The sequence below is a fragment of the Nonomuraea sp. NPDC003560 genome (assembly GCF_042878785.1).
Taxonomy (GTDB): domain Bacteria; phylum Actinomycetota; class Actinomycetes; order Streptosporangiales; family Streptosporangiaceae; genus Nonomuraea.
Genome location: NZ_JBIAOF010000008.1, coordinates 82,708 through 98,078, shown reverse-complemented (window position 1 = coordinate 98,078; position 15,371 = coordinate 82,708). Strand labels below are relative to the sequence as shown.

General features: G+C 73.8%; 16 protein-coding genes and 1 pseudogene. 8 read left to right on the top strand and 9 right to left on the bottom strand.

Annotated features, from left to right (window positions below; genetic code table 11):
* Window positions 1-11 precede the first annotated feature (11 nt).
* Window positions 12-887, bottom strand: coding sequence for an alpha/beta fold hydrolase (locus tag ACFYUV_RS29285; protein WP_387673441.1), 876 nt, complete (start codon window positions 885-887; stop codon window positions 12-14).
* Entirely contained in the window at window positions 875-1,054 is a 180-nt protein-coding gene (locus ACFYUV_RS29280) for a hypothetical protein (protein WP_387673438.1), read from the bottom strand. The genes ACFYUV_RS29285 and ACFYUV_RS29280 overlap by 13 nt, the downstream gene beginning before the upstream one ends.
* A gap of 36 nt (window positions 1,055-1,090) precedes the next feature.
* Here ACFYUV_RS29280 and ACFYUV_RS29275 point away from each other — a divergent pair, with 36 nt between their 5' ends.
* Window positions 1,091-2,500 carry a serine hydrolase domain-containing protein gene (locus ACFYUV_RS29275; protein ID WP_387673435.1) on the top strand — a complete coding sequence of 470 codons (1,410 nt, stop codon included), beginning with the start codon at window positions 1,091-1,093 and terminating at the stop codon, window positions 2,498-2,500.
* 14 nt (window positions 2,501-2,514) lie between these two features.
* Window positions 2,515-3,180: a nitroreductase gene (locus tag ACFYUV_RS29270; RefSeq protein WP_387673432.1), complete on the top strand. Its 666-nt coding sequence runs from the start codon at window positions 2,515-2,517 to the stop codon at window positions 3,178-3,180.
* 10 nt (window positions 3,181-3,190) lie between these two features.
* Here ACFYUV_RS29270 and ACFYUV_RS29265 read toward each other — a convergent pair.
* Window positions 3,191-4,164, bottom strand: a pseudogene (locus ACFYUV_RS29265) (helix-turn-helix transcriptional regulator).
* A 161-nt stretch (window positions 4,165-4,325) separates the two neighbouring features.
* On the opposite strand from ACFYUV_RS29265, the gene ACFYUV_RS29260 reads away from it, so the two are divergent.
* Window positions 4,326-4,724, top strand: coding sequence for a VOC family protein (locus ACFYUV_RS29260; RefSeq protein WP_387673429.1), 399 nt, complete (start codon window positions 4,326-4,328; stop codon window positions 4,722-4,724).
* Window positions 4,725-4,745: 21 nt separating this feature from the next.
* Here ACFYUV_RS29260 and ACFYUV_RS29255 read toward each other — a convergent pair whose 3' ends face one another.
* Window positions 4,746-5,615: an arylamine N-acetyltransferase gene (locus ACFYUV_RS29255; protein ID WP_364335167.1), complete on the bottom strand. Its 870-nt coding sequence runs from the start codon at window positions 5,613-5,615 to the stop codon at window positions 4,746-4,748.
* Between the two features lie 209 nt (window positions 5,616-5,824).
* Here ACFYUV_RS29255 and ACFYUV_RS29250 point away from each other — a divergent pair, with 209 nt between their 5' ends.
* The 3 genes from ACFYUV_RS29250 to ACFYUV_RS29240 are packed head-to-tail and all read left to right on the top strand — an operon-like array spanning window position 5,825 to window position 8,942.
* On the top strand, window positions 5,825-6,502 hold the full coding sequence (locus ACFYUV_RS29250; RefSeq protein WP_358295545.1) for an FkbM family methyltransferase: 678 nt from the start codon (window positions 5,825-5,827) through the stop codon (window positions 6,500-6,502).
* Window positions 6,502-7,266, top strand: a complete 765-nt coding sequence (locus ACFYUV_RS29245; RefSeq protein ID WP_358295548.1) for an enoyl-CoA hydratase/isomerase family protein — start codon at window positions 6,502-6,504, stop codon at window positions 7,264-7,266. The genes ACFYUV_RS29250 and ACFYUV_RS29245 overlap by 1 nt, the downstream gene beginning before the upstream one ends.
* Entirely contained in the window at window positions 7,263-8,942 is a 1,680-nt protein-coding gene (locus ACFYUV_RS29240; RefSeq protein WP_387673425.1) for a CoA-transferase, read from the top strand. Before ACFYUV_RS29245 ends, ACFYUV_RS29240 begins: the two co-directional genes overlap by 4 nt.
* A gap of 116 nt (window positions 8,943-9,058) precedes the next feature.
* Here the strand turns inward: ACFYUV_RS29240 and ACFYUV_RS29235 are convergent, their stop codons facing one another.
* Together ACFYUV_RS29235 and ACFYUV_RS29230 are read right to left on the bottom strand one after the other, a co-directional pair.
* Window positions 9,059-10,270: a kynureninase gene (locus ACFYUV_RS29235; RefSeq protein ID WP_387673422.1), complete on the bottom strand. Its 1,212-nt coding sequence runs from the start codon at window positions 10,268-10,270 to the stop codon at window positions 9,059-9,061.
* Window positions 10,267-11,052, bottom strand: a complete 786-nt coding sequence (locus ACFYUV_RS29230) for a tryptophan 2,3-dioxygenase family protein (protein ID WP_364335157.1) — start codon at window positions 11,050-11,052, stop codon at window positions 10,267-10,269. Before ACFYUV_RS29230 ends, ACFYUV_RS29235 begins: the two co-directional genes overlap by 4 nt.
* A 239-nt stretch (window positions 11,053-11,291) precedes the next feature.
* Here ACFYUV_RS29230 and ACFYUV_RS29225 point away from each other — a divergent pair, with 239 nt between their 5' ends.
* Window positions 11,292-12,575, top strand: a complete 1,284-nt coding sequence (locus tag ACFYUV_RS29225) for an acyltransferase (RefSeq protein ID WP_358295559.1) — start codon at window positions 11,292-11,294, stop codon at window positions 12,573-12,575.
* Between the two features lie 6 nt (window positions 12,576-12,581).
* On the opposite strand, the gene ACFYUV_RS29220 is transcribed toward ACFYUV_RS29225, so the two are convergent.
* Complete coding sequence (locus ACFYUV_RS29220) at window positions 12,582-12,953, bottom strand: DoxX family protein (RefSeq protein ID WP_387673419.1); 372 nt, start codon at window positions 12,951-12,953, stop codon at window positions 12,582-12,584.
* A 98-nt stretch (window positions 12,954-13,051) separates the two neighbouring features.
* Window positions 13,052-14,002, bottom strand: coding sequence for an NADP-dependent oxidoreductase (locus ACFYUV_RS29215; protein WP_387673416.1), 951 nt, complete (start codon window positions 14,000-14,002; stop codon window positions 13,052-13,054).
* A 100-nt stretch (window positions 14,003-14,102) separates the two neighbouring features.
* Here ACFYUV_RS29215 and ACFYUV_RS29210 point away from each other — a divergent pair, with 100 nt between their 5' ends.
* Window positions 14,103-14,810: a TetR/AcrR family transcriptional regulator gene (locus ACFYUV_RS29210; protein WP_387673413.1), complete on the top strand. Its 708-nt coding sequence runs from the start codon at window positions 14,103-14,105 to the stop codon at window positions 14,808-14,810.
* Window positions 14,811-14,891: 81 nt separating this feature from the next.
* Here the strand turns inward: ACFYUV_RS29210 and ACFYUV_RS29205 are convergent, their stop codons facing one another.
* Window positions 14,892-15,344, bottom strand: a complete 453-nt coding sequence (locus ACFYUV_RS29205; protein ID WP_352359900.1) for a DUF1579 family protein — start codon at window positions 15,342-15,344, stop codon at window positions 14,892-14,894.
* Window positions 15,345-15,371: the final 27 nt, after the last annotated feature.

Sequence of the window (15,371 nt, the reverse complement as noted above, 5' to 3'; positions counted from 1 at the left end):
CGGCGGGCCGCCTATGTCGTGGCGGCCGCCACCTCGTCCTGGTCGCGGAGGGGTTCGTCGCCGTGCAGCAGCCACTCCAGCGTGGCGGGGGTGGCGTCGAAGTGCCCGGCGTGCCCGGCGTCGGGCTGGACGGTGAGGGTGGCGGTGGGGATGCGGGCGGCGAGCCAGCGGGCGTGCGCGACCGGCACGACGCCGTCCAGCTCGCCGTGCCACAGCCGGACCGGGACGGTGATGGCGGCGGGGTCCACCCCCCAGGGCCTGCCGAACAGGGCGATGACGTCGTCGGCCCAGCCGCCGAGGCCGGGACGGACCGCCTCGGCGTAGGCGGCCGACAACATGGCGCTCACCTCGGGCCGCGTCAGGACGGCGGCCTCGAACGGCGGCAACTGCGGCGGCCCGGACGAGTCCGCCCCCAGGTGGGCGATCATCGCGTCGCGATCCTGGAGGGCGACGGCGGCGCTGCGCCGGTTGCCCTCCATCATCCCGGCCGTCCAGTCCAGCCCCTCGGCGTCGCGCGGGGCCAGCGCCGCCAGCGAGGCGACCCGGACGGCCCGGCCGGGGTGGCGGGCGGCGAACGCCAGCGCGTGCGGCCCGCCGCCGGAGACCCCGTAGACGGCGAACTCGTCGAGGCCGAGCGCGTCGGCCACGGCGGCGACGTCGTCCGCGCCGTCCACGACGCGCCGCCCGGGCAGCGGCGTCGAGCCGCCGAGGCCGGGGCGGTCGAAGGTGATCAGCCGGATGCCGAGCCTGGTGTACAAGGAGTCGTCGGGGTGGCGGGCCAGGCGTCCCACGGGGGTGCCGTGCAGGTAGAAGACGGGTGTCCCGTCGGGGACGCCCCACTGCTCCACGGCAAGGGCGCGGCCGTCTCGCGTGATCACTGTGTGCACTCCGCCACGGTAGCCATCAGGGACACCTGCGCACCGCAGGTTTCATTTCCGGCGAAATAGACGAATTGCTCGCGGGTCAGCGGGGTGCAGGCGCGTTCCAGGCGGGCCCGCCCGGCTTCCGCGAGGAGTGGCGGTTTTCCGTAGGAAAAGCGGAGGGACTTCGCCATGGTGGCGGAACGAGGGTGATCCATAGCGTTGGGCGGGTGCTCAGAGACATCGTCGCCGTGTTCTGCCTCGCCCTGCCGCTCGCGTCCGGCCCGGCCGTGGCCCAGGAGCTCGCCCCCTCGTCGGTGGACGCCTTCGTCACGAGGTACCGCGAGGCGACCGGGCTCCCCGGGGTCGCGGTCGCGATCACCAAGGGCGGGCAGGTCGTCCACGCCGCCGGGTACGGCCGGACCGCCTCCGGCGAGCCGGTGACGACGGACACGCCCATGGCCGTGGCGTCGGTCAGCAAGTCGTTCACCTCGCTCGCCGTCCTGCAACTGGTGGAGAAAGGCCAGGTCGAGCTGGACAGGCCGGTGCGCGGCTACCTGCCCGAGTTCACCATGGCCGATCCCAGGGCCGCCCGGATCACCGTGCGGCAGTTGCTCAACCAGACCTCCGGCATGGCCGACTCGGCCTTCCGCGAGAAGAGCCTGCCCCAGCCCCGCACGCTCGAAGGCGCCGTGGCCCGGCTGAGGACGGCCCGGCTCGCCGCGGAGCCGGGCACCGCCTTCAGCTACCACAACACCAACTACCAGGTCGCCGCGCGGCTGGTCGAGGTGGTGAGCGGGCAGCCGTTCGCGGCGTACCTGCACGAGAACGTCTTCACGCCCCTCGGCATGCGCCACAGCAGGACGGTCGACACCGACCGCGACCTGCCCGGCAGCGCCCGCGGCCATCTGGTCGTGCTCGGCCGGGCCGTCGCCGTGCCGGAGCCGCCCGGGTTCGGCAACGGCTCGGGCGGGGTCCTCAGCACCGCCGGCGACATGGCCCGATGGCTGATCGCGCAGAACGACGGCATCCTCTCCCCGCGAAGCGTCAAGGAGATGCGCACGCCGTCCGAGCAGGACGGGGAGTACGCCCTCGGCTGGGAGATCGGCCAGACCGCGCGCGGCACCCCCGTCGTCCGGCACGACGGCGACCTGTTCACCTCCACGGCCGCCCAGTTGCTGATGCCGGAGCGGGGATACGGCGTCGCGGTCATGGCGAACACCGGGACGGCCTTCGGCGACGCCGGCGCCCTCATGGACGGCCTGGTCGCCCTGATCGAGGGAGGCACACCCGAGATCCCCTCCGCGCCGCCCTACCTCGTCACCGACATCCTGTTCGTCCTGCTGACCCTCGCGACCGCCGGGCTGGCCGTACGGGGCGTGGCCCGCTCCCGGCGCTGGGCCGCCGTGTACGGGGGGTGGCGGCGGTTGCGGCTGCTGCCACATCTGGCCCCGCTCGCGTTGTGCGTCATGATCGTCCCGATCATGCGGGTGCTCCTGCGGGGTGGCGACATCATGTGGATCCAGGTGGTCTGTCTGTATCCGACGTTCATGATCTGGTTGGTGACGGCCGCGGTCGCGGGCACGGCGGTGACGGCCGCACGGCTGCTCGCCGCGGCCCGCACGGGCAGGTTGACGTGAGAGGGCGAGAAGGCATGGACGTGTACGAAGCCGTGGACAGCCGCCGGGCGGTGCGGGCGTTCAGCGACGAGCCGGTCCCCAGGGAGGTGCTCGAACGCGTGCTGACCGCCGCGACGCGGGCCCCGTCGAGCGGGAACCTTCAGCCGTGGCGGCTGTACGTCGTGGCCGGCGAGCCGCTGGCCGAGCTGAAACGGCGGGCGACGGCCAGGGCCCTGGCGGGAGACCCGGGTGACGAGCGGGAGTATCCGATGTACCCGGCCGAGCTGACCTCGCCGTACCTGGACCGGTTCGCCGCCGCGGCCGACCAGCGGTACAAGGCGCTGGGGATCGAGCGCGACGCCCCCGACCGGCCGCGGCGGATCGCCGCCTTGAACTCGGCGGCGTTCGGGGCGCCGGTCGTCCTGTTCTGCTACCTCGACCGGGCGATGGGCCCCGGGCAGTGGGCGGACGCGGGGATGTACCTGCAGACGGTCATGTTGCTGCTGAGGGCGGAAGGGGTGCACAGCTGCCCCCAGGTGATGTGGACGATGTACCGCGAGACCGTCAGCCAGACCGTCGGCGCTCATGACGGGCTTGTCCTGCTCTGTGGGGTCGCGGTGGGCTTCGAGAGGGAGGACGTGCCGCGGCTGCGTACCGGGCGGGCCGACCTGGCCGAGACGGTGAGCTTCGTCGGGGTGTGACGCCGGGCGGTCAGGATCGGCGGGCGCGGGCGGCGAGGCGGCCGGCGACGGCGAGGACGAGGTCGCGCAGCTCATCGGGACGCTCGATGACGAACGGGCGGTCGAGCGCGGCGAGCACGCCGGGCAGCCAGTCGAGCCGTTCGGCCCGCAGCTCGACCCGCCACCAGCGCTCGCCCGCCTCCCCGGCGGGCTCCCCGGCGGGCTCCTCAGCGGGGTCGTCAGCGGTGTCGAGGGCGGGCTCGTCGGTGATCTCCTCCATGGTGGCGACGGCGGCGGGCAGGCGGGTGCGGATCCGCTCGGCCGTCCCGTGGATCCGCAGGGTCACCTCGTGCCGGTAGGACGCGGTGGCGAACCCCGACAGGACGCGCTGCGCCGGACCCGGCGCAGCGCGTCCAGCAGGCGGCTCGAACGAGCCGGGCAGGGTGCGGGCGTTCGCGACGCGGTCGAGCGGAAGGTCCGGTCCTCGCCGAGGCCGGGGTCCTCGCCGGTGACGTACCAGCGGCCCGCGTGGCTGACGATCCCGTACGGGTGCAGCGTGCGCTCACTGCGCCGGCCGGTGCGGTCGGCGTACCGGATGGAGACGGGCCGGCGGTGGCGCACGGCGTCGGCGATCGTGAGCAGGACGGCGGCGTCGGGGCCGGCGGGCCCGCCGGACGGGCCGGTGAAGGCGAGGGATTCCATGAGCGCGTCGAGTCTGCGGACGAGCCGTTCTGGCAGCACCCGGCGGATCTTCGCGGCCGCCGTCTCGCTCGCGGTGTCGCCGGCGTCGCTCGCCGTGCGCCGGTTGGCGATCAGGCCGAGCAGCACGGCCAGCGCCTCGTCGTCGTCGAGCATGAGCGGCGGCAGGCGGTAGCCGCGGGCGAGACGATAGCCGCCGTAACGGCCGCGCACCGACTCGACCGGCAGCCCGAGGTCGACGAGCTGACCGACGTACCGCCGCACGGTACGGCCGTCCACGTCGAGCCGGTCGGCCAGTTCGGCCATCGTCCGGACGCCGCCCGACTGCAACAACTCCAGGAGCGTGAGCACACGACCGGTGGGTGGCGACATGAATACGAGCCTATGGCGAATAGTGGACCGAATCCGTCCAGTATCAGTCGTACCGTGCGGGGTGCCAAGAGCTGCACGAACACTGAAGGAACGTCATGAACTTCGTATCGATCCGCATCATCACCGATGACGTCGCCCGCCTCGCCGGGTTCTACGAGCAGGCCACCGGGACCCCGGCGACCTGGTCCACCGAGGACTTCGCCGAGATCAGGACCGGCACCGCCACGCTGGCGATCGCGGGCACCCGCACCGTCCCGCTGTTCGCCCCGGGCTCCTCCCGTCCGGCCGACAACCACAGCGTGATCGTCGAGTTCCTGGTGGACGACGTGGACCGCGCGTACGAGAACCTGACCGGCTTCGTCACCGACTTCGTCAACGAGCCCACCACGATGCCGTGGGGCAACCGGTCGCTGCTGTTCCGCGACCCCGACGGCAATCTCGTCAACTTCTTCACCCCGGTCACCCCGGCCGCCGTGGCGAGATCCGCCCGCTGATCGGAAAACCAGCGGGCGAGGTCAGGCGGCGGGGGTGCGGCGGCGGGACTGCCAGGACAGGTGGGCGTCGCGGACCTTGGTCCACAGGGCCTCGCGTTCGGCGCCGTTGACGTCGTCGAGGCGCAGCCCGAACACCTCCTCCAGGGCCCCGAACCACTCCCGCCGGGTGGACAGCTCCCGCTCGGTCCTGCCGTCCGCGCCGATCCGGCGCAACATGCAGCCCACCAGGCAGTCGGCGCCCGTCGCGTCGCGCCGCAGCACGACGGCGGCCCGCACCAGCCGGGACTCGGGCGACGTGCACAGGTACGGATGCCACTCCACGAAGTCCCCGGGCTCGGCGGGGGCCCGCTCGACGTCCAGCCCGGCGATCGACCCGCGCGGGTCGTGGTCGAACCGCCAGCCGCCGGGCTCCACGTCCGAGGCGGACAGCCGGAACTCGAACGGCCCCTGCCGGTACGTCCCCGCCCGCAGCGGCAGCGGCTCGTGCAGCCCGTCGCCGAGCCCGATGTCCACCAGCCAGTCCTGCCCGTCGAGGGCGACGGTGAGCGCGAGGTGCGGCGCGAACGACGCCGGCGAGGCGGGCGCCCGGACGGCGGCCTGCACCCCGGCCCGATGCCAGGTGACGTCGTAGCCGAGCGCGGTCAGCAGCGTGGCGAACGCCCCGTTGAGCTGCACGCAGTAGCCGCCGCGCCCGCGCAGCACCCGCTCGACCGACTCGCGCGGGTCCACGGTGATCCGCCGGCCGAGCTGAACCTCCAAGGTCTCGTACGGCACCCGCTCCACATGCGCGCGGTGCAGGGCGCGCAGCGCCGGGAGCGACGGCTCGCCGGGGTCGCCGACGTCCAGCCGGTCGAGGTAGGCGTTCAGGTCACGGTCACGAGTTCGCCGCATGGGCCCTCCCTTCGGTCGCCGCGTCCATCGTGGTCCGCCGCGCGGCCGTCCCGCACCTCGCGGATTGCTCCTCAGGTGACGCTGCGGGGCGGGGATCGGGCGGCGGGCGGACGTACCGCGCAATCCACGAGATGCGGCGGCGCGCGGCCGCGACCGACGATGACCACGATGACGCTGCCCTGAGCGGTTCACCGGGAGGAGACGACCAGATGCGCAACCAGACTGTCGCACCGGAGCGGGTGAGCGCCCGATGGGAGGATCACCTGCCCGACCTGCTGGACAAGCTGGGATTGCCGGCCGAAGGGGCGATCCAGGTGGGCGCGCACCGGGGCCAGGAGGTGGAGGCGCTCACCAGGTGCGGGTTCCGCCGCCTGGTCATGATGGAGCCCAACGGCGACCACCTGCCCGCGCTGCGCGAGCAGCTCCGGCTGCACCACCTGGCCGCCGGGCTGCCCGAGCCCGAGCACGGCCACCCGGCCCGCGAGGTCGTGGCGGCGTGCGCCGGCCGGGAACGCGGCCAGGCCACGCTCAACGTCACCCCCTACGACAAGCAGTCCAGCATGCTGCCGCCGCTGCTGCCCATGGCCGTCGTCCGGCAGGACGTCGTCCCGGTGATCCCCGTCAGCGAGGTGCAGCACGGCTGCAACGTGCTGGTGGTGGACGCCCAGGGCGCCGAACTGGAGGTGCTCGCCGGGACCGACCTGAGCCGGCTGCGGCTCGCCGTGATCGAGGGCAGCGTGACGGCCCGCTACAGCGGCGGCTCGACCCTCGACAGCATCGCCGAGCACATGACGGCGCACGGCTGGCGCGAGGTGGCCGCCTGGCCGCACCAGCGTCCCGGCGTCGTGGACGTCGCCTGGCTGGCCCCCTGGCCCACCCCGTTCTGATGGACCGGCCGTCGGACGGGGGCCTGGCGTGCGAGCGCCGCGGGGCGGTGGCCGTCCTGCGGCTCGACCGGCCCCGCGTGCGCAACGCGCTCGGGTCCGGGCTGGTCGCGGCGCTCGGCTCCGCGCTGGCCGAGCTGGACGACGACCCGGGGGTGCGCGCCGCCGTGCTGACGGGCGCGCCGCCGGGGTTCTGCGCGGGTTCGGACCTGAAGGAGCTGTCCGGGATGACGCGTGAGGGCATGGTGCGGCACGAGGCCGACACCGGGCGCGTGGCCAGGGCCGTCCAGCATCTCGGCATCCCCGTGGTGGCCGCCGTCGAGGGCTTCGCGCTCGGCGGCGGCTTCCTGCTGGCCACCGGCTGCGACGTGGTGGTCACCGCCGAGGACGCCCGCTGGCACCTGCCTGAGGTGCGGCTCGGCTGGGTGCCGCCCTGGGGCATCCAGAGCCTGGCCGCCCGGGTCGGGCCGGTCGCCGCGCGGCGGCTGGTCTGGGGCGACCGCCCGCTGACCGGCCGCGAGCTGCACGGGATCGGCGGCGCCGACGAGCTGGCCGCGCCGGGGCAGGCGCTGGCGTGCGCGCTGGAGGTGGCGGCGGGGCTCGCGGCGCTGCCCCCGCACGCGGTCGCCTCCGCCAAGCGGGCGCTGACCGACGCGGTGAGCGGGCCCGCCGAGACGCTCGACGCGCGCACGGCCTGGATGTTCGGCGCCGACTGCGCCTCCGCCGCGGCCCGCGAGAGCCTGGCCCGCTTCGGAGCCCGCCCATGACCGCCCCTGACCAGACCCCGCACCAGGCCCCGGACCAGGGCCCGGACCAGGGCCCTGACCAGGGCCCTGACCAGGCCCCTGACCAGGGCCCTGAGCTGGTCGCGGGCGGCCGGACGGGCAAGGTGTGCGGGGCGGCCGAGGCCGTCGCGCTCATCGAGGACCACCAGGCCGTCGCCAGCACCGGCGTCATCGGCTGGCTCACCCCCGACGCCCTGCTGGCCGCGCTCGGCGAGCGCTTCGCCGCCACCGGCGCCCCGCGCGAGCTGACCTTCTACTTCCCCTGCGCCACCGGGGACGCCGTCGGCATCGGCGGCATGGACCACGTGGCCAGGAAGGGCCTGATGCGCCGTATCGTGTCCGCCTCGTTCATCAACCCCCGCCACCCGGTGACCGGCGCCCGCCCCGCCCTGACCGAGCTGATCCAGAACGACCTCGTCGAGGCGTACAGCTGGCCGATGGGCGCCGCCATGCACTGGCTGCGCGAGGTGGCCCGGCGCGGCCCCGGCTACCTGACCCGGGTCGGCCTCGGCACGTACGCCGACCCCCGGCACGGCGGCGGCAGGTTCACCCGCCTGGCCCAGGAGGACCTGGTGGAGCTGGTCGAGCTGGGCGGCGAGGAGTACCTGTTCTACCCGTCCTGGCCGCTGCACGCCGGACTGGTCCGGGCGAGCGCCGCCGACCCCGACGGCAACCTGTCCTTCGAGGACCAGCCGCTGTTCTCCAGCGCGCTGGCGATCGCCCTCGCGGTGAAGGCGTGCGGCGGCACCGTGATCGCGCAGGTGTCGCGGATCGTGCCCGCCGGCTCGTCGCCCGCGCGGGAGATGCGCGTGCCCGGGGCGCTCGTCGACCGGGTCGTCGTGGTTGCGGACGCGCCCATGACCACCGGCGTACGGCACGACCCCGGCTACCTCCGGCACGTGCCCGACGCCGTCGCGCGGGTGCCCCGGCTGCCGTCCGGCCCGGACAAGGTGATCGCCCGCCGGGTCGCCAGGGAGGTCAGGCCGGGGGAGACCTCGATCTTCGGGTTCGGCGCCTCCTCCGACGCCGTCCTGGCCATGGCCGAGGACGGCCTGCTGGACGACGGCCGCCTGGACGAGCACCTGTTCACCACCGAGCACGGCTCCTTCGGCGGCATCGTGATGAGCGGCTGGCAGTTCTCGGCGAACTACTCCCCGCGGGCGCTGCTCGACGGGCCCTCGCAGTTCGACTTCATCGACGGCGGCGGCTGCCCGTTCGCCGCGCTCGCCTTCGCCCAGATCGACGCCGAGGGCAACGTGAACGTCAGCCGGTTCGGCGCGGCCAACCCCGGCGCCGGCGGGTTCGTGGACATCGCGCACAACGCCACGCGGCTGGTCTTCGCCGGCACGCTGACCACCGACGGCCTCCGGGTGAGCTGCGCCGACGGCGGGCTGCGGATCCTGGCCGAAGGGCGGGTGCGCAAGCTGGTGCCGCGGGCCGGTCACGTCACGTACCGGCTGGGCGAGGGGGTGCGGCGCGGGCAGTGGGCCCGCGTCGTCACCGAGCGGGCCGTCTTCGACGTCACCGCCGGCGGCCTGGAGCTGGTGGAGCTCGCGCCCGGCGTGGACCTGCGCCGCGACGTGCTCGACCAGATCGGCTTCCCGGTCCGCGTCTCGCCGTCGCTCGTCCCCATGGACCCGGCCCTCTTCCGCCCCTGACCGTCTGCGGGTGCAAGGCCGGGCGGGGCCGGGGGCGGCTGCCCGGCTGTGGTCCGCCGCCCCCTCTGGTTCACGCCGCTCGCCTCGCGCCGGCCGCACCCGGCCGTCCCTCCGGTTCACGCCGCTCGCCTCGTTCCGGCCGTCGCGCCGGCCGGCAGTGAGCGGATCTCCGCGGCGAGCCGGTCCATGGCCGCGTGCAGCAGCGCGTCCGACAGGTACGGCGCCGGCCCGAGCCGCAGGTACTCGCCCCGGCTGTCGGCCTGCACCCCCCGCGCCGCCAGCCCCGCCCGCAGCCGCCCCGCGTACGGCGAGCGCAGCGCCAGGAACCCGCCGAACTCCTCGGGCGCGGCGTCCAGGTCCCGGCTGACCACGTGCGCGGGCGCGCCGATCTCGTCGAAGCGCGCCGCCAGCAGCCCGCGCTGGCGCAGCGACACCGCCCGCAGCACCTGCGGCGTCAGCCCCTGCGCGGCGAAGAAGTCGAACACCCGGGCCGCCCGGTAGTGGCTCACCGGGTCGTAGGTCGCCCCCGCGAACCGGGCCGCCCCCGCCGGGTAGCCGACCCGGCCGCCCGCCCGCGGGTCCTCGGCCAGCTCGGCGAACTCCGAGTACCACCCGGTCACCACCGGCCGCAGCCGGTCGGCGTGCGCCGGCAGCCGCAGCACGCAGTTGCCCTCCCCGAGCTGCAGGTACTTGTACCCGCCCGCCACCACCCAGGCCGAGTCCAGGCCCGCCGTCGAGAACGGCACCACGCCCAGCGCGTGGTAGGCGTCCACCAGCAGCTCGGCCCCCCGCAGGCGGCAGGCGGCGGCGAGCGCGTCCAGCTCCGGCACGATCCTGGCCGTCTCGAACAGCACCGCCGAGACCAGGACGGCGGCCGTGCGCCCGTCGGCCGCCTCCGCCAGCCGCGCGGCCAGCGTGCCCACCGGCTCCGGCGGGACGACCACCACCTCCACCCCCTCCTCGGCCAGCCGGGCGAGCTGGCGCCGCAGCGTGTGGAACTCGCCGCCGGAGGTGACCAGCCGGGGCCGGCCGCGCAGGTCCAGCGCCGACAGAAAGCGCAGCACCAGCTCGTGCGTGCTGGACCCGAGGGCCAGCTCGGCGTACGGGTCGCCGAGGAAGAGCCGGAACCCCTCCCTGACCCGGTCGGCCTTCTTGAACGCGGCGGCCCACTTGTCGTCCACGTCCCTGGCGGCGTCGTCGAACGCCTCGATCTGCCCGGCCAGCGCCACATCCGGCCAGGCCTGGTGGGAGTGGCCGGTGAGCAGCAGCCGGTCCGCCGCGCGGAAGGCCGAGTAGTGCGGCGCCAGACGTCCCGAGATGTCGTTCATGCCATGCTCCTGACCGCCCACAGGTCGGGGAACGACGGCGTCAGCGAGGCCCGCAGGTACGCCCCGCCGCTGGAGCCGCCGGTGCCCGGCCGGGCGCCGATGGTGCGCTCGACCATCTTCAGGTGCCGGTACCGCCACTCCTGGAGGCATTCGTCCAGGTCCACCAGCCGCTCGCAGAGCTGGGCCGCGCCGGTGTCGTCCCGGTAGACCCGCAGCAGCAGGTCCTGCACCGATTCCGACGGCTCCAGCGGCAGCCGTACGTCGCGGTGCAACCGGTCCTGCGGCACCTCGTAGCCGCGCAGGTACAGGTACGTCAGCAGCGAGTCGTACAGCGTGGGCCTGGCCATCGCCGCCTCGATCCGGGCGCGGGCCGGGGTGCCCTCGGCCTGGCCGAGCAGCATGCGCTCGTCGCGCCGGCCCAGCACCGCCTCGATCTCGCGGAACTGCGCCGACTGGAAGCCGCTGCTGGTGCCCAGCTTGCCGCGGAAGGCGGCGAACTGGAACGGCGTCATCGTCTCCATGACGTCCATCTGGGAGACCGCGAGCCGCATCAGCTTCAAGGACCGGTGCAAAGTCCGCATGGCGTGCGCGGTGAATCCGCCGGCGAGTTCGAGTTGCAGCTCGGCGAATTCGTGCAGCAATTGTTTGAACCACAGCTCGTACACCTGGTGGACGATGATGAACAGGGTCTCGTCATGGCTCTCGGAAACCGGTCGCTGCGCCGTGAGGATCTCCTCCAGCGCCAGGTAGGACGAGTACGTCAGAACGGTGTCTTCTCTCATGGACCCAACGATGCGCGCCCCGGGGAACGGGCGACAGGCCATTTCAGGGCAGCTACCTGCCTCGCCGGGACCGCTTCCTGCAATTCACCGGAAACGCATTTCGGAAGATGTGGAAAAGGCCGTCCGGCGGCACGGGGAATTCAGCACGACACGAGATGCGGCCGCCCTCGGCCCCGCGTGACGATGGCGCCGAGGGGGCGCCGAGCCCCATCAGCGAGCGAACTGCGAGGAAACATGCCATGACCTCACCGGAGATCATCAAGAGGGGCGGCCCCGGCAAACGTGCCCCTCGGCTCGACGGGCTGCGCGGATATCTGGCACTGGGCGTGATCGTGGTGCACGTCGCCTTCGCCGCCGGCGTCATCGGCTTCTACGACAAACCGTCTGTCGGCATCTGGCCCGTGCTGATCCAGGGTCTCAACGTGCTGCTGCCGCCCTTCTTCGTGATGTCCGGCCTGCTGTTGTACCGGCCGTTCGCCAGGGCGACGATCGTCGGCACGCCGCGTCCTGAGCTCAAGGGCTACCTGATCAAGCGCATGCTGCGGATCCTGCCCGCGTACTGGCTGGTGGCCGTGGCGGCGCTGCTGCTGCTCAACCTCAAGAGCGTCGACGGCCTCTGGTACGTGCTCAGCCCCCTGCTGCTCATGCACTACTACGTGCCGGGTCCCGAGGCGGGCTACGCCGGGCTGGAGCCCACCTGGACCGTGCCCGCCGAGGTCACCTTCTACCTGGCGCTGCCCATCCTGGCCTGGATCTTCGACCGGTACGCCAGGAAGGCCGCCGACCCCGGCGCCAAGGCCCGCCGCCTGCTGGTCCCGCTGGGCGTCTTCGTGCTCGTCGGCCTGGCCTGGACCGCGTACACGCACCTGGAGTCGATGGGCCCCTTCCCGTACGAGTACTTCTGGGTGATCGGCTTCACCGGCTTCCTGGCCATCGGCATGGGCCTGGCCATCCTGTCGGCGTACGCGGAGGCCAAGGACACCACGCCCGCCTTCTACCGCCTGGTGGCCCGCCGGCCGCTGCTGTTCTGGCTGGGCGCGGCCGTCGTCTACGTGATCAACTGCATCCGGCCGTTCGGCAAGCCGGGCATGGCCGACTACGCCACCGTGCCCGAGGCGATGGCCGAGATGGTGCTGTTCCTGATCTTCGCGCTGCTGGTCATCGCCCCGGTGGTGGTGCCCGGCGTGCACTCGAAGGTCATCGACGCGGTGCTCACCAACCGTCCGATGCGCTTCTTCGGCCGCATCTCTTACGGCGTCTACCTGTGGCACTTCATCCTGCAGTACCTCTGGCTGCAGAACGGCAGCGTCTTCGGCGCGCCGCCGGTGCCGATGCCGGTGGTGATGGGCAAGTCCGGCTTCTGGGAGCTGCTGGCGGTGGTGCTCGTGGGCACGGTCGCCGTCGCGACGGTCAGCTACTACCTGGTCGAGCTGCCCGCGATGCGGCTGCGCGAGCGCCTGGTGGCCCGGCGCGCCGAGACCGAGCCGCGCCGCCCGGCCGAGAGCCCGCGCGTCCCGGTCTAGGGCTGCTCAGAAGGGGTGAGGTCCGAAGCGCCCCCAGGCGACGAACGCGGCCAGCAGGAACAGGATCGCGTTGACGGCGATCGCGCCGGGCTCCTTGCGGCGGACGTGCACGAGCGCGGCCGGCACCATCACCACGGCCAGGCCGGCCGCGGCCAGCGGGGTCAGGGCGGGCGCGACGCCGGTGACCGCGGGCAGGATCAGCCCGAGCGCGCCGGCCAGCTCGGTGAGGCCGATGAGACGGACGGCGCCGGCGGAGAAGTCCTCGGCCCAGGGCAGTCTGGGCTCCAGCTTCTCCTTGGGCTGGGTGGACTTGGTGAGTCCGGCGAGCCCGAACAGGAGGGCCAGCACGGCCTGCACGATCCACAGGGCGATGTTCATCACGGGTTCCTTCGCGGAAGGGGGGTGGCCGGGGCGAGGGGCCCCGGCGTGGCCGGTCGAGGGGTGAGGACGGTTCCGGGCCTTCAGGGCCGGGGACGTCAGGAGCAGGTGACGGCGATCTTGCCGAGGGTGCCCGCGCGGAAGGCGGCGAACGCCTCGGGGGCCTGCTCCAGCGGGTAGGTGGCGGTGACCGGCACGCGCAGCGCACCGGCCGCGACCCGGGCGGCCAGCTCGCTCAGGGTCCGCGGGTTCGGGTCGGCCATGACGGTGTGCACGGTGATCGCGGCGCCCGGGACAGCGTCCTGGACGGCGTCCTGGGTCAGGCCGAGGGTCGAGGCGAGCCGGCCGCCGCCGCGCAGCAGTCCAGCCAGCTCGGCGCCGTCACCCGCCAGGTGCAGCACGGCGTCCACGCCCGCCGGGGCCAGGGCGCGGACCTGGGCGGGCAGGTCGCCGCCGTGGTCGACGAGCTCGACCTCGGCGGCGGTGAGCCCGGTGACGAAGTCGGCCTCGGCGCCGGGACGGGCGGTGGCGATCACCCGGGCGCCGCGGGCGGCGGCCAACTGCACGGCCAGCGCGCCCACGCCGCCGGTGGCGCCGGAGATCAGCACCGTCTCGCCCTCGGTCAGGGCCACGGCGTCGAGGCTGTCCAGCGCCGCGGTGCCGGCCAGCCCCAGCGCGCCCGCCTCCGCGGCGGCCAGACCCTCGGGGAGCGGGGCGATGCCGTAACCGGCGGACACGGTCACGTACTCGGCCATCGAGCCGGGGCCGAGGAACGGCTTCATCACCACGCCGAAGACCGGCTGCCCGACGGCGAAGCCCTCGGCGCCTTCGCCGAGCGCCTCGACGGTGCCGGCGAAGTCCTTGCCCACCACCAGCGGGAACCGGTGCTCCATCATCTGCTGCAGATAGCCGGCGGCCACGGCCAGGTCGAAGCCGTTGACCGCGGAGCCGGTGACCTTCACCAGCACCTCGCCGGCCTCCGGCCGCGGGACGGGCAGGTCGGCCAGGGCCGGGTCGGCGGGGACGGAGTTCAGCATGACAGCACGCATGAGCTGCACCTCTCAGAAAAGTGGAACGGGCTACCCGTTTCGTGCTGCCCAGCGTAACAAGAAAAATGGGTAGGTCGTTCCACTTGGGTAGGATGGAGGCATGGATCATCCCGCCGACGCCTCCGCGCCCTCCGGCGCCCAGCCCGGGCCGGGCCTGCGCGCCGACGCCGAACGCAACCGCGAACGCATCGTGGCCACCGCCCGCCGCCTGTACGCCAGCCACGGCCTCGGCGTCTCCATGGCCTGCATCGCCCGCGCCGCCGGGGTCGGCAAGGCCACCCTGTCGCGCCGCTTCGCCACCCGCGAGGAGCTCATCAACGCCGTCTTCGCCGACCGCATGGACGCCTACGCCGCCGCCGTCGCCGAGGCGCTGGCCGACCCCGACCCCTGGCACGGCTTCGTCGGCTACGTCCGGGCCGTGTGCGCCATGCAGGCCGCCGACCGCGGCTTCGCCGACGTGCTGGCCATGACCTTCCCCGCGGCCAAGGCGCTGGAGAAGCGCCGGGCCGCGGCCTACCAGGGGTTCCTCGACCTCATCGAGCGCGCCAAGGCCACCGGCCGGCTGCGGGCGGACTTCACCGACCAGGACATGGTCATCCTGCTGATGGCCAACGCCGGTGTCATCGCCGCCACCGGCGACGCCGCCCCGGACACCTGGCGCCGCCTCGTCGGCCAGATGCTGCGCGCCTACGCCGCCCCCGGCGCCGACCTGCCCCCGCTGGAGCCGACCCCCGCGCCCACCGCCCTGTACCGGGCCATGGTCCGCCTCACCCGCCCCGCCCCCGGCCCCGGCGACGACCTGGGGTGAGCAGGCGACCGGCGTCAGCCGGGACGGGTGGCGGTGGCCGGGCCGCGGGGGCCCGTCCCGGTCGTCACGAGATCGGTCCGGCTAGCCCGCCCGGGTCATGGTGGCCTCGTAGCCGCCGCCCGGCCACTCCCACCGGCCGCTGATGGTCCGGCCGTCCTCGCTGAAAGCGCCGCTGAACCCGGCCGGCGAGCCTTCCGCGCCGAACCAGATGTTGAGGTCGCGCCCGTCCAGCTTCCACACGTAGACGAAGTTGTTGCCGGTGCTGTCGAAGTAGTGCGAGCGCAGCGCGCCGCTCTCCGGGTCGTGGCCGATGTACTCCACGCCGGTCATCGTGCCGCCGCCGTGGCTCATCTCGACGCGCTGGACGAGGAAGAAGCCGCCGTCCATCCACTCGAAGACGAGCCGGCCGCCGGTCGCCTCGCCGGTGCCGAAGTCCTTGCCCGTCATCTCCCACGTGCCGACCAGCGGCTGCAGGGTCTGCAACGAGGGGTCGGGGGTGGGCAGCTGGTTCTGCGGGTTGGCGGTCTCTGTCATGTTCCCTCCACGGGACAGGTCGATGCC

Bases quoted from the DNA above. Each gene is read 5' to 3' on its own strand.
- ACFYUV_RS29280 (WP_387673438.1), bottom strand. From the start codon at position 1,054: ATGGCGAAGTCCCTCCGCTTTTCCTACGGAAAACCGCCACTCCTCGCG.
- ACFYUV_RS29210 (WP_387673413.1), top strand. From the start codon at position 14,103: ATGGATCATCCCGCCGACGCCTCCGCGCCCTCCGGCGCCCAGCCCGGG.
- ACFYUV_RS29260 (WP_387673429.1), top strand. From the start codon at position 4,326: ATGAACTTCGTATCGATCCGCATCATCACCGATGACGTCGCCCGCCTC.
- ACFYUV_RS29245 (WP_358295548.1), top strand. From the start codon at position 6,502: ATGGACCGGCCGTCGGACGGGGGCCTGGCGTGCGAGCGCCGCGGGGCG.
- ACFYUV_RS29235 (WP_387673422.1), bottom strand. From the start codon at position 10,270: ATGAACGACATCTCGGGACGTCTGGCGCCGCACTACTCGGCCTTCCGC.
- ACFYUV_RS29250 (WP_358295545.1), top strand. From the start codon at position 5,825: ATGCGCAACCAGACTGTCGCACCGGAGCGGGTGAGCGCCCGATGGGAG.
- ACFYUV_RS29215 (WP_387673416.1), bottom strand. From the start codon at position 14,002: ATGCGTGCTGTCATGCTGAACTCCGTCCCCGCCGACCCGGCCCTGGCC.
- ACFYUV_RS29220 (WP_387673419.1), bottom strand. From the start codon at position 12,953: ATGAACATCGCCCTGTGGATCGTGCAGGCCGTGCTGGCCCTCCTGTTC.
- ACFYUV_RS29255 (WP_364335167.1), bottom strand. From the start codon at position 5,615: ATGCGGCGAACTCGTGACCGTGACCTGAACGCCTACCTCGACCGGCTG.
- ACFYUV_RS29240 (WP_387673425.1), top strand. From the start codon at position 7,263: ATGACCGCCCCTGACCAGACCCCGCACCAGGCCCCGGACCAGGGCCCG.
- ACFYUV_RS29230 (WP_364335157.1), bottom strand. From the start codon at position 11,052: ATGAGAGAAGACACCGTTCTGACGTACTCGTCCTACCTGGCGCTGGAG.
- ACFYUV_RS29270 (WP_387673432.1), top strand. From the start codon at position 2,515: ATGGACGTGTACGAAGCCGTGGACAGCCGCCGGGCGGTGCGGGCGTTC.
- ACFYUV_RS29205 (WP_352359900.1), bottom strand. From the start codon at position 15,344: ATGACAGAGACCGCCAACCCGCAGAACCAGCTGCCCACCCCCGACCCC.
- ACFYUV_RS29225 (WP_358295559.1), top strand. From the start codon at position 11,292: ATGACCTCACCGGAGATCATCAAGAGGGGCGGCCCCGGCAAACGTGCC.